The sequence below is a fragment of the Acidobacteriota bacterium genome (assembly GCA_039028635.1).
GTDB lineage: Bacteria > Acidobacteriota > Thermoanaerobaculia > Multivoradales > JBCCEF01 > JBCCEF01.
Genome location: JBCCHV010000023.1, coordinates 38,453 through 50,607 on the forward strand (window position 1 = coordinate 38,453; position 12,155 = coordinate 50,607).

Sequence of the window (12,155 nt, forward strand, 5' to 3'; positions counted from 1 at the left end):
GTCTAAGGCGTTGAGGCGGAGCTGGGGGACCAGCGCAGAGCCAGCGAGACGCCGCGCCCTTCCGCCAGCGGGGCGCGGTCGTCGGCCGATCGGAAGTAGGTGCGATCGAGAAGATTGGTGCCTGAAAGGGTGACCTGAAGGCTGTCGCGCAAACGCACACCGACGGCCGCCGTCAACAGCTCTGCCGAGGGAATGGCGCGTTCGCCGGGACCTGGCTCGTCGACCGCCTCGCGATGCTCCCAGCGCAGTGAGCTGTGCCAGCGGCCGCGCTGCCAGCGGCCCTCGAGGCGCAGCCGATCCGGCGGCACGTCGGCGAGCGGTCCCCCGTCGTCGGAGCTGCTGTCGAAGCGGTGCCCGCCCCAGCTGATCAGCCAGGCCTCGGCCGGCTGGAAGAAGCCCTCGATCTCGAGGCCCTCGACGCGGCCGGCGGTGAGATTGCGGAAGGTGCGGGTGTCGTCGTCGATGCGGATGCGCTCGACCAGGTCATCGATCTGATTACGGAACAGATGCACGGCGGCGAAGGTGCGGCTGCCGTACCAGCGCAGGCCGGCTTCGGCGCTGGTCGAGCGCTCGGGCTCGAGGTCGGGATTGCCGATCACCCGGCCGCGGCCGGTGGTGCCGGTGAAGAAGCGCTCCGTCAGGCTGGGGAAGCGCAATCCGGTGCCGACATTGGCGGTGATCTCGAAGCCGCTCGGCAACGGCAGGGAGAGGCCGACGAAGCCGTTCAAGGCTTCGTCCCGGCGGGATTCGGCGCCGCCGTTGCCCTGGCGGAAGGCGGTCGCCCGGCCGCCGGCCTCGAACACCCAGGGCCCGACCCCGGTGCGCGCCGAGCCGAAAAGCGACAGCTCTTCCTGATCGGCGTCGTCGAGGGTGCGCTGGCCGGCTTCTTCGGCGGTCACCCCTTGGCGGCCGGTCCAGTCGACGCCCCAGCGCCAGGTACCGCGTTCGCCGCTCGCCTCCTTGACCAGCGAGGCGCCGTAGTCGAGGGCCTGGTTCTCGACCACCGAGAGCTCGCCGTCGTCGACGCTGTCGGTGCGCAGGTCGTTGGGGTGGGCGTAAAGGCTCCAGCTCCAGCCGGCCTGGTCGCGCGCCGTCAGCCGCGCCAGCAGGTGGCGCTCTTCGGGATAGATGGTGGTGCGCTGCGGGAAGTCCGAGCTCGCCTTTCCGATGTCGCGGCCGAGGGTTGGGATGAGGCGTAGCTGCCACTGCCGGCGCTCCGTCTGCCAACGCTTCGCCAGGCTGGCGGACCAGCTCTCGAAGCGATCGAAGATTTGCTCGCCATCGGGCGTCTCGTGGTCGTTCGACCGCCGCTGCGCCAAACCCACCGACCAGCCGTCGGGGCCGGCGGTGCCGTAGCCCAAGACGAGATAGTGGGCGTCGCCGGCGGTGCCGTAGCCGGCCTCGAGGGCGAGCGCTTCGTCGCTGCGCGGGAACACCTGCACGATCCCTCCGAGGGCGCCCGAGCCGTAGCTGCTCGACGCCGGCCCCCGCACCACCTCGACGCTCGCCATCAGGGCGGGATCGAGGAAGGACGCGGAAACGCCGGCCCGGCGCTCGCCGACGATCGGCACGCCATCGATCAGGGTCAGGACCCGCTGGCGCGAGATGCCGCGAATCGAGTAGGTCTGGAAGATGCCGCCCTGGCCGTTCTCGGAAACCCCGGGGGTGCCCTCGATCAGCTCCGTCAGGGTGGCGCTGGGTGCCGGCTCATCGGCCGGCGCGATCCGGGTGGTGGCGGAGCTGGAGATCTCGATCGCGTTGCTGGCGTCGCGATTGGCGGTGATCACGATCTCTTCGAAGACCGCTTGTTTGGGGCTCAGAACGATGCGCCAGGAAGCGTCGGTCGGGGTGGGGACCGGTGCCGTGACCTCGGCGAATCGCGGGTGTCGAAACTTCGCTTCGCCGCCCTCGGCGGAGGCGTCGAGGCGGAACTCGCCGCGGCGGTCCGTTTGCTCCGCGATGGCGGTGTCGAGCACCTCGACGCGCACCCCTTCGATCGGAACACCGTCCTCCGTTTCCACTCGACCTTCAATGGTCGCAGCGGCGGAGGAGGCGACGAGGGCCCAGGGCAGGAACGAGGCGAGAAGTCGAATCACGGGCACATGGCGGATACGAACCGGACAGCGCCTAAGGTTTACCACATAGGCCCCGCGGGAGACGGAATCCTTCTCTCCCGAGGCTCGTATAGAGTGCCCAGGGGGGCAAGGCGCCGCCCTCTCCCGAATTCCCACCAATGACCTGGAGAGCTCGATGACTCCGACGTTGGAGCTGCGCCAGCTGCGCAAGACTTACCGCGACGTGGTCGCGGTGGACTCGGTTTCGCTCGCGGTGCCGGCGGGGACCATCTTTGGTCTCCTCGGGCCGAACGGAGCCGGCAAGACCACCACCATTCGCATGATCATGGACATCATCGCGCCGGACCGGGGCGAGATCTTGCTCGAGGGCCGAGCCCGCGGTCGAACCGATCTCAACCGGATCGGTTACCTGCCGGAGGAGCGCGGCCTCTATCGCAAGATGACGGTGCTCGATCACCTCGCCTTCCTCGGCGAGCTCAACGGGCTGCGGCGCGCCGACGGGCTGAAGCGCGGTGAGATCTGGCTCGAGCGTCTCGAGCTCGCCGAGTGGGGCAAGAAGAAGGTCGAAGAGCTTTCCAAGGGCATGCAGCAAAAAGTGCAGATCGCCGGCACGCTGCTCCACGAGCCCGCATTGGTGATTCTCGACGAGCCCTTCTCCGGCCTCGATCCGATCAACCAGGAGTTGTTCAAGGATCTGCTGGCAGAGTACAAGACCGAGGGCCGCACCATCGTTTTCTCGACCCACGTCATGGAACAGGCCGAGAAGCTCTGCGATCACATCTGCCTGATCTCGCACGGCCGGGCGGTGCTCAGCGGCGAGCTGGCGACCCTCAAGCGGGAGCGCGGCGGCAATGCCTATCGCCTGCGGGCCGATGGCGATCTGGCGCGCATCTCCGATCTCCCGGAGGTCGTGACCTCGGTGGTGGTGGCCGGCGAGGCGCGGATGCTGCTGGCAGCGGAGGCCCGGGGCTCCGACGTCCTGCCGCGACTGATGGAGTTCCTCACGGTTCACGAGTTCCGCAGTGAAGAGCCGGAGCTGGCGGACATCTTCGTCCAGGCGGTGCGCGATGCGGCGTGATCGGGGGCCGAGCAAGGTCTGGGTGCTCGCCAAGCGGGAGTACCTGTCGCGCGTCAAATCGAAGGGCTTCTGGATCGGCACCTTGATCCTGCCGGTCTTCATGGCCGCCATGTTCGTCATTCCGGGCCTCATCCTGTCGCGCACCACCAGCGGTCAGCAGGTGGTGATGGTGGACGAGACCGGACGTATCGCCGACTCGGTGGTCGACTACCTGAGCCGGCGGGCCGATCGCCGCGGCGATGAGCAGGCCGAGATCTCGCTCACCACCGAAGCGATCGCCGCCGATCGCGACGGCCAGCGTGCCGACCTCGACCGCCGGGTGCTGGCGGAGGAGATCGACGCCTGGGTGTGGGTGAGCGAGGAGAGCCTCGCCGACGATGCCGTCGAGTACCACGCCGAGAGTGTCTCCAACCTGCTCACCCAAGGGGTGATCGAAAACGCCATCGAGAGCGCCGTGCGCGAGATGCGCCTGGCCGATGCCGGCCTCGATCCCAACCAGGTCGGCGACCTGATCCGCGGCGTCGAGCTCCAGACCCTGCGGGTCACCGAAGAGGGCAGCCGCGAAGAGGCCGGGGAGTCCGGATTCTTCCTCGCCTACGGCATGTTCTTCCTGCTCTACATCATCTTCCTGCTGTGGGGCCAACAGGTGCTGACCGGGGTGCTCGAGGAGAAGAGCTCGCGGATCGTCGAGGTGATCGTTTCGACGGCCCGGCCACAGCAGCTCATGATGGGCAAGCTGGTCGGTATCGCCCTCGCCGGCCTGACTCAGCTGAGCGTCTGGCTGGGCACCATGATGGTCGCCACGGCGCCGGGCATCGTCGCCTCCCTCGCCTTCCTGCCGGAAGACTTCTCGATCCCGGTGCTGACGCCGGCGGTGGCGCTCTACTTCGTGCTCTTCTTCATCCTCGGCTTCTTCGTCTATTCGTCCCTTTATGCCGCCGTCGGCTCGGCTTTCAACAACCTGCAGGAGGCCCAGCACCTGGCGGCGGTGCCGATGATGTTCATCATCATGCCCTTCCTGGTCATCTTTCCGGTGATCAACGACCCCGACGGAGCCCTGGCGGTGGTGAGCTCTCTGATCCCGGTGTTTTCACCGCTTCTCATGCCGGTGCGGATCGCGGTCAAGATGCCGCCCTTCTGGCAGGTCGGACTGTCGCTGGTGTTGACCACCGCCTTCGTCGTCTTCATGACCTGGCTGTGCGGGCGGATCTATCGCGTCGGCATCCTGATGCACGGCAAGAAGCCCACCCTCGCCGAGATCTGGCGCTGGGTGCGCTACGCCTGATGTCACCGGCCCGCCTCCGAGACGGAGGCGGGCTTTCGATCTCTGCTGATAGCCTCTCCTTTTATCCGGAATTAAGACCGGACTCCTTTGGATTTGGAGGGGCATGAGCCTCGATCGCCGTCAAGTCGTTCGTCTCCTGGAGGATCCGGAGACCTCGCTCGAGGTCTTGGACGAAGCTTTACCCAAGGTCTACGACGAGATGCGCCGGCTGGCGTCATTCCTGCTACGCGGTGAGCGCTCCCATCACACCCTGAAAACGACGGAGCTGGTTCACGAGGCCTACCTGCGTCTGTTCGGCTGGAACCAGGAAACCCTCAGCGATCGGCGGAAATTGTTCTCGACCGCCGCCATCGCCATGCGCCGAGTGCTGGTGGAGCACGCTCGCCGCCGCTCGGCCCAGAAGCGGATTCCCCCGGACCTGCAGGTGAACCTCGAGTCGGCCCGCCAGGTGGCGACCTCGACGGCCTCGGAGATGCTCGCCCTCGATCGTGCCCTCGATGCCCTGGCGAAGCTCAATGAGCGTCAAGCCCGCATCGTCGAGCTCAAGTACTTCGCCGGCCTGACCGAGCCCGAGGTGGCCAAAGTGCTCGAGCTGTCGCGCGCCACCGTGGCCCGCGACATGCGGGCCGCCAAGCTCTGGCTGCGGCGTGAGATGCGCTCTTGACGGACGCCGCCGAACGGCATCAACAGATCTGTGACCTGGTCGAAGAGGTTCTCGCCCTCGAGTCCGCGGACCGCGAGACCTTTCTGCTCGCGCGCTGCGCCGGAGACCCGGAGCTGGCGGCCGAGGTGCGCTCGCTGCTGGCCGAGGAAGAGGCCCTTGTGGACGGGTTCCTCGAAGAGACCATCTTCGAGGGCGGAGCGATCCGCCGCCAGTCGCCGCAGGAGAAGCTGCGCCGGGGCCTCACCGAGCGCATCGGTCCTTTCCGCATTCTGCGCCTGTTGGGGGAAGGTGGCATGGGAACGGTGCTGCTGGCGGAGCAGGACGAGCCCTATCGGCGCCGTCTCGCCCTCAAGGTCGTCCACGGTCTGCGCACCGAGGGTCGCCGCAAGCGCTTCGTCGCCGAATGCCAGGCCCTGGCGCGCTTGAGCCACCCCAACATTGCCGCCCTCTACGAAGCCGGTACCCTCGACGATCCCCAGATGGGTCGCGTGCCCTATGTCGCCATGGAGTGGATCGACGGCGAGCCGATCACCGCCTGGTGCGACCGCCATCGGCTGCCCGTCGAAGCTCGGTTGCGGCTCTTCCAGGGAGCCTGCGCCGGCGTTCGTCACGCCCACGAGAAGGGCGTCCTGCACTGCGATCTCAAGCCCGCCAACATGCTGGTGACGGAGGTCGATGGTGAGCCCGTCGCCAAGATCATCGACTTCGGCATCGCCCGTGCCTTCGACGAGCCTCTGCTCGACGAGACCCGCTTCACCCAGCTCGGCCTCGCCGGCTCGCCGGCCTTCATGAGCCCGGAGGCCCTCACCATCGAAGCCGGCGGCGATCTCGATACGCGCAGTGACGTCTACTCTCTGGGGCTGGTTCTCTACCGCCTGGTGTCCGGTTTTCTGCCCTTCGATCTGGCCCAGAAAACCCTCTGGACCTACGTCGAGCACCTGCGCGACAACGATCCCCCGACCCTGCTGCGACGCTTCGAGCGGCTGTCCTCGGAAGAGCAAGAGGAGGTGGTCCGGCAGCGCCGTAGCTCGCGATCGATGCTGCGGCGCCAGCTCGGCGGCGATCTCAACGCGATCATTCTCAAGGCCATCGAGCGCAACCCCGGTCGCCGCTACGGCTCGCCGGCGGATTTCGCGGCGGACCTCGGCCGCTTTCTGCGGCGCGAGCCGGTGGAGGCGCGCGCGCCGTCCCTGCCCTATGTCACCTTGCGCTTCCTGCGGCGGCGCTGGAAGGGGGCCCTGGCGGTCACCCTCCTGGCCCTTGCTCTGGTGGTGGGTTTCGTCGCTCGAACCTTCGAGGCTCGGCGGGCCAACGCCGAGGCGGCGCGAGCGCAGCAGGAGGCGGCGCGCGCCCAAGCGGCGCTGCAAGACGCCGAAGAGCTGAGCGACTTTCTGGTCAACCTGTTCCGTATCGCCGATCCGGAACAGCGCGGCTCGGCGGCGACGGTGCTGGACCTTCTCGAGCAAGGAGTCGAGACCCTGCGGGTCGACCTTGCCACTCAGCCCGTCACGCGGGCGCGGTTTCTCCGCCGCATCGGCCAGATCTACACCTCTCTGGCCCTTCTCGACCGAGCCGAAGCCTGCTTGCGCGAAGGCCTCGAGCTGCTGCCGGGAGACTCCGAGCAAGAGATCCAGGAGCGTGCCCGGGTGATGAGCGCCCTCGGCGTGGTGTTGCGCCGAACCGGGAGTACCGAGGAAGCGGAGGAGGTTCTCCGTCAGTCCCTCGAGCAGTGGGAGTCCCTCGATTCACCGCCGATCCTGGAGCTCGCCCAGGCCCTCAGCCATCTCGGCAACCTCTATTGGGCGACCAACCGGTCTGCCGAGGCCGAGGCGGCCCACCGCCGCGCGCTGGATCTTCGCACTCGCGAACCGTTCGATCCCAGCTCCCTCGGGGAATCCCACAACAACCTCGGCGTCATGTTGCGTACTGCCGGACGTTGGGAGGAAGCTCGCGAGCATCTGATCGAGGCCCAGCGGATTTACACCGAACTGCATGGTGGCGACCATCCGCAGACGATCGCCAGCCGCTACAACCGAGCCTTCGTCGAGCAACGTCTGGGGGGGTGGTCCGAAGCCCAGCAACTTTTGGAAAGCTCCTTCGAGCGGTGGAAGCAGCACTATGGCCTCCTCCATCCGCGGACGCTGAGTGCCTTTCGCTCTCTGATGATGTTCTACCGCGTCAGCGATCGTCAGAATCACGCCATTCGATTCGCCGAGGCACAGTTGGCCGAACTGCAGCTGGCCGAGGCGACCCCGAGGCAACGCAGCATCCTCTTGTTGTCCTATGCCATTGCGCGAACGGAAGCCGGCGATGTCGCGGCGGCGGGGCCGATCTTCGAGGAGTTGCTGGCGTCGAGCCGAGAGGAGCTGGGGCCCGAGAACAGAACCACCCTTCGGGACGAGAGCAACTTCGCTTGGTGGAAATGGCGCAACGGCGAGTACGCCGAGGCCGAGAGGATCTGGCGGTCGGTGATCGAGCGCCGCCGGGCGATCGGTGAGGATGACACGGTCGGCCGAGTGCTTTCCTATCTCGGAATCATGGCCAGGGAACAGGGGCGGCTCGCCGAGGCCGAGGAGCTCTTGCGAAGCTCCCTGGTGCTCTTGGATGCGGCTCCTGCGAGCGTTGCGAACGCCGACGCTGTCTTTGCCCTGGGCGAGCTCTTGGCCGTGAGCCGGCCTGCCGATGCGGAGTCGCTCCTGCGCCAGGCGGTCGAGCTGCGAACCGTTCTGCTGCCGCCGGGGCATCGAGACCTGCAGGAGGCGGAGGCGTCCCTGGCGCGACTCTCGGGAGCGCCCTAGCAGGTTGCTGAAAAACTCATCGGCAACCTGCGACCGAGCCCAGAAGGGCTCAGCCGCCGCGACGGGAGAGGAGGCCCAAGAACCGCGCTTCTTGGGCCGGAGAGGGGCGCTCAGCCCGGGACGCGTAGTCAGGGGCGCGCAGCCCCTCTCGGAAAAAACAGCTAGCAGCGCTGGAAAAGTCGCGAAGCGGACTTTTTCAGCAGCCTGCTAACAGTCGCAGGCACAGTCGCGCCGCAAGAAATCGACGGCGCGACCATCGGGACCGAGCTCGACCTCACAACAGGCCTCGAGGGCGCCGGCGAGCATCGTCCGGGCGCGCTGGACGCGGGACTTGGCCCCCGACAAGGAAAGGCCCAGCCGGGTGGCGACTTCGCGTTGCTTGAGGCCTTCGAAATCGGCCAGGATCAGCGCCTGGCGATACTTCTCGGGCAGCTCCTCGGCCATCGGCCGCAACCAGCTCAGCACCTCCTCGTGGACGCTGTGGTCTCCCGGGAAGGTGGCGAAGGATCCCGGCTCGTCCGGCAGGCTCGCTGCGAGCTGATCGACCTCCTCCTCGCTCGTCGGTCGGCGGGCGCGGTAGAAGTCGGCGATGGTGCGTCGCGCGATGGTGAAGACCCAGGCCTCGGCGCGCTTTGCGTCGCGCAGGCCGGCGGCTCCCTGATGCAGGCGCAGCAGAACCTCCTGCACCACGTCGTCGGCGTCCTGCTCAGGCACTCGACGCGCCACGAAAGCCCGAAGCCCCTTCAGGAAGCGGTGCCAGCTCGGGTGATCGGGATCGGCGCTCATGGCGACAGGGTGTGGCTTCTTGGTGGGACTCGGCGGCCCGTTCGGTGGCGTCCGTCTGGGCTCGTCGGGACTCCGGTGGTCGAGAGGAATGCTATAGCGGGTCGAAGCGATGGCCATGGTTTCTCCTTCGTGAATGGCTTCCCTCTGGTAGTCGGAAGTGGCCGAAAAAGGACGCAAACCATCGCCCCGGGGGGACCGGAGCCGTGGGGTAGACTCCAGGAAGAGTCGCAACACTTCGAAATTTCAGCGGTTCTCACCGCGTTTGGTTGGTTGTCTTGGGGAGGCCTCTCGGGCACGCCGCTGTTTGGCGTCGAGATCCATCCACACCCTAGTCACTCCCCCGGGTTGATCGCCTCGAGATAGGAGGTTTCTATGCCTGAGTGGTTGGCTTCTCCCTTGATCCAAGGCTTGGCAACGGTGGTTGCCGCTCTGATTGGCGCCGCCAGCGTCAAGTTTGGCTCGAGAGCCGACAGCCTTTCGCGCCGCCGACGTCTTTGGCCGTGGATCGTCGCGATCGTGCTGCTCGCTTTTGGAGCTGGGATCTTTTTCGATTGGTCCGTGGAATTTTGGAAGGACCGCTGGCTCGCCGAGCAAACCGCCGGTCAGCCAGGCGGGCTCCAGCTAATCAAAGATTATCCGGTCAGCAGTGTTTCGGGCTCCGGAGTCGTGGACCCCTGGCTGCCGAGGAACCAGCTCGAGGATCTCTTGATCGACGTTCCGGAGGGGAGCCTCGGGGGCAAGAGCCGTCCGGGAGAGGACGGTTCCCTGGAGATGTTCTTGCGACTCGAGAACTGGAGCGGTGATGCCTCCGAGCAGCCGCCCTACCAGGGCATTCGACATCCCAGTCCACCCGGCGATGCGCGTATCGTGACGGTGAGCGTGGGCATGCCGAGGACCCGCGGGAACCGAGGGGCCACGCTCAAAGTCTTCCTCGAGGGAATTCTGCGGGACAAGTACGGCAAGGAGTTGCGGGTGGCCAGCGAGCACGTTGCCCTCGAGGCGGATCGTTGGACCCCTCTCCGACTGACTCTGCCATCGGCCTTTGAGTGGACCGGTGTCTGCTCCGAGGAAGAGCTCGAGCTGATCGAGGTTTCGATCCTTGCCTGGAGCGAGGGAAAGGCCTTTGCCGGGCCGGTCTACGCCGACGATCTCCGCTTTTACGGGTTCGTCCCGGACAGTGCCCCTCGGCAGGTGCCGATGTTTCTCTGCCACGGAGTTCAACGTGATCTCAACGGTGTCGGCGCCTCACGGCGGGTCGCTGGGGACACGGTCGCGGCGCGCTATCGAGTGGCGCTCGAGGTGCTCCCGGTGACCGCTCCTGGAGTGCGGCCTGAGTGGTCGGTTCCTGGTGAGGTCGAGGAAGGGGCGATCTTCACCCTGCACGACGCCGAGCAGGACATCGCCCTCGGTCTCAAGCCCCGCGTCGAAGCGACGACCACGGAGGCCGGGGAGATCCGAGTGACCTTCGAAGTCTTGACCATCCACCATCCTGAGAACGACGCCATCCGTCGTGTCATCAAGGCCGGCAAGACCACCGCTGTCGGCGACCGTCCGGCTTCCTTTCGGGCCCCCGATGGCGATGGCCAGTTACAGGTCAAGGTAACCTCCGTCACTCCCGTCATCGATCCGTGATCGAAAGCCAACCGATCGGTCGGAACCCGCAGATCCTCGTTGCACCCCGCGTGCTTCCGGAGTGTTGCTTTGTCGAAAGGTCTTGTAAGCTTGACAGCTTAGGCTTTGGTTACTAAAATTTCGGCGTTTTTGTGGTCTTAGCTGTTACGCCCATAGCGGAAGCGGCACCAATCAGGTACCAAGCTTCACGGGGGCGTCCTCGCCGGCGTCTCTTGCTGTGACTTTTTCTCGGTGCAGAAATTTGTACCCTCTTTGGGCGGGGAGCATGACGAAGAGAGGGAAGTTCTATGAAGCACTATGCTCTGGCCTTGGCCATTGCGGGGGTCGCTCTGGTCGGCTCGCCGATGGCGGCCGAGGTCGCCCATGAGACTCATCAACAAGCCGAGCTCCGGCTCAGTGTTGGCGGAGAGCGCGGACTGGAAGAGTTCGTGGTGCGTGTGCCGGTGGGTTCACCGGCTCGCTATGAGCGCTATGGCGGTCCAACCCTCGAGCTGGTGCCCACCCTGCTTCGAGCATCTCCCGACAGCAAGCCCGTCATGAACGTCGAGGTCTACGAGGTTCTCGAGCTGGCCGGCTCACGCCAGCCCAACCTCCTCGGCGTGGTGTCGGCACAGCCCGGAAAGTCCCAAGCCATCCCAGGTGCTGGCGGTCTGATCGCCCTCGAGGGGGCTCGGCTGGTTGCAGTTCCCGGACCTGATGATTCTGATTTTCGCCCTCGGAATTGCTGTATTTCTTGTGGCGATAATATGTTGTGTGGAGGATCCGTCGATACGTCGTGCGGTTCCTGCGACGTTCGGTGAGGAGATCCCGTCCCATGCAGACCAAGTCCCTTTCGCTCGTCTTTGTTCTCCTCGTGGTCGCAGTTGCCTCTTTGACGGTGTCGGCCGGCAGCGAATCGGCGACCCACGACATCATCGACAAGGCGGCGCTCGATGAGGTGACCCTCGAGGTGGTCATCGACGGCGACATGGTCGGCTACGTCACCGTCGACGAAGAGCGCATGGGCTCTGCCTACATCCATGGCACCGAGGGCGCGGTGGGCTTCAAGCCGGAGAACATCAGCCTGCGCGGCGACGCCATCCGCCTTGCTCTCTATTCCCTCGACGATCCGCGCGACGCCAACCGGGTGCCCGGCAAGTGGATCGAGGATCTCGAGCTCGCCAAGGGCGATGCCGCCCTCATGCCCCCGAAGCTGTCCGAAAAGATGGGGCCCCGGCTCACCTTCCGCCTCGTCGACGTCAAGCTCGCCAACCGCTAGCTCTGCCGGTTCGGCTCAGTCCACGCTGGCCGAGCCCAGGTAGCGGCGGATCCCTTCAAAGGTTTCGCTCCAACCCCGCTCGCAGGCGGCGAAGTACTCGTCCGCCTCGGGGCCAGCCGGAAAGCCCTCTTGGGTGACCGTCAGACGGGCGCCGTCCGCCTCGGGCTCGACTTCGAAGCGAGTGATGAACTCCGCCTCGAACGGCAGGTTCCCTTCCTTGGCGCGATAACGGTAGTTCTCCAGCTCCATGCGGCGGGGAGGCTCGAAGACTCGAATGTCGGCGGCCGTGGTGTAGTCCGGCTTGTCCTGGGATGCGCCCCAAATCGCGACCCACAGGCCCTCCGTTTCAGGCATGACGATCGCTTGCGCTGCGCCCCACCATTCGCAGATGGCGCTCGGAGTGTGCAAGAGCTGGAACAGCTTCTTGGGGGAGGTCGCGAAACTCTCAGAGTGGCAATGCTCTCGGGTCTTCATGGGGTCCCTCGGAAGTTGGTTCGATGCATCGGGCGGAAGCCCAGCAGGGTCGGCCACGCAAGAGCGAGAACCCACTAGGTGCTGCGCGAGAATTGTTGAGGTGAC

10 protein-coding genes are annotated in these 12,155 nt (G+C 66.0%); 7 read left to right on the forward strand and 3 right to left on the reverse strand.

Annotation, left to right across the window (positions count from 1 at the left end; all coding sequences use genetic code 11):
* Positions 1–2 precede the first annotated feature (2 nt).
* Positions 3–2,096 (reverse strand): TonB-dependent receptor, encoded by a 2,094-nt coding sequence (locus tag AAF604_11245; GenBank protein MEM7050227.1) that lies wholly within the window; start codon positions 2,094–2,096, stop codon positions 3–5.
* Positions 2,097–2,250: 154 nt separating this feature from the next.
* Between AAF604_11245 and AAF604_11250 the strand changes: the two genes are divergently transcribed.
* The 4 genes from AAF604_11250 to AAF604_11265 all read left to right on the forward strand — a co-directional run bounded on the left by AAF604_11250 (position 2,251) and on the right by AAF604_11265 (position 7,900).
* Entirely contained in the window at positions 2,251–3,153 is a 903-nt protein-coding gene (locus tag AAF604_11250; protein MEM7050228.1) for an ATP-binding cassette domain-containing protein, read from the forward strand.
* Complete coding sequence (locus tag AAF604_11255) at positions 3,143–4,438, forward strand: ABC transporter permease (GenBank protein MEM7050229.1); 1,296 nt, start codon at positions 3,143–3,145, stop codon at positions 4,436–4,438. Before AAF604_11250 ends, AAF604_11255 begins: the two co-directional genes overlap by 11 nt.
* A gap of 103 nt (positions 4,439–4,541) precedes the next feature.
* Complete coding sequence (locus tag AAF604_11260; GenBank protein ID MEM7050230.1) at positions 4,542–5,102, forward strand: ECF-type sigma factor; 561 nt, start codon at positions 4,542–4,544, stop codon at positions 5,100–5,102.
* Positions 5,099–7,900, forward strand: coding sequence for a serine/threonine-protein kinase (locus AAF604_11265; protein ID MEM7050231.1), 2,802 nt, complete (start codon positions 5,099–5,101; stop codon positions 7,898–7,900). The genes AAF604_11260 and AAF604_11265 overlap by 4 nt, the downstream gene beginning before the upstream one ends.
* Positions 7,901–8,107: 207 nt before the next feature.
* Here AAF604_11265 and AAF604_11270 read toward each other — a convergent pair whose 3' ends face one another.
* Entirely contained in the window at positions 8,108–8,686 is a 579-nt protein-coding gene (locus AAF604_11270; GenBank protein MEM7050232.1) for a sigma-70 family RNA polymerase sigma factor, read from the reverse strand.
* 558 nt (positions 8,687–9,244) lie between these two features.
* On the opposite strand from AAF604_11270, the gene AAF604_11275 reads away from it, so the two are divergent.
* From AAF604_11275 to AAF604_11285, 3 genes are all read left to right on the forward strand, one after another.
* Positions 9,245–10,318, forward strand: coding sequence for a hypothetical protein (locus AAF604_11275; protein ID MEM7050233.1), 1,074 nt, complete (start codon positions 9,245–9,247; stop codon positions 10,316–10,318).
* Between the two features lie 287 nt (positions 10,319–10,605).
* The gene (locus AAF604_11280) at positions 10,606–11,118 is read left to right on the forward strand and encodes a hypothetical protein (GenBank protein ID MEM7050234.1); all 513 of its coding nucleotides are present in this window, start codon (positions 10,606–10,608) and stop codon (positions 11,116–11,118) included.
* A gap of 14 nt (positions 11,119–11,132) precedes the next feature.
* Positions 11,133–11,576: a hypothetical protein gene (locus tag AAF604_11285; protein ID MEM7050235.1), complete on the forward strand. Its 444-nt coding sequence runs from the start codon at positions 11,133–11,135 to the stop codon at positions 11,574–11,576.
* Positions 11,577–11,591: 15 nt separating this feature from the next.
* Here the strand turns inward: AAF604_11285 and AAF604_11290 are convergent, their stop codons facing one another.
* Complete coding sequence (locus AAF604_11290) at positions 11,592–12,050, reverse strand: SRPBCC domain-containing protein (protein MEM7050236.1); 459 nt, start codon at positions 12,048–12,050, stop codon at positions 11,592–11,594.
* Positions 12,051–12,155: the final 105 nt, after the last annotated feature.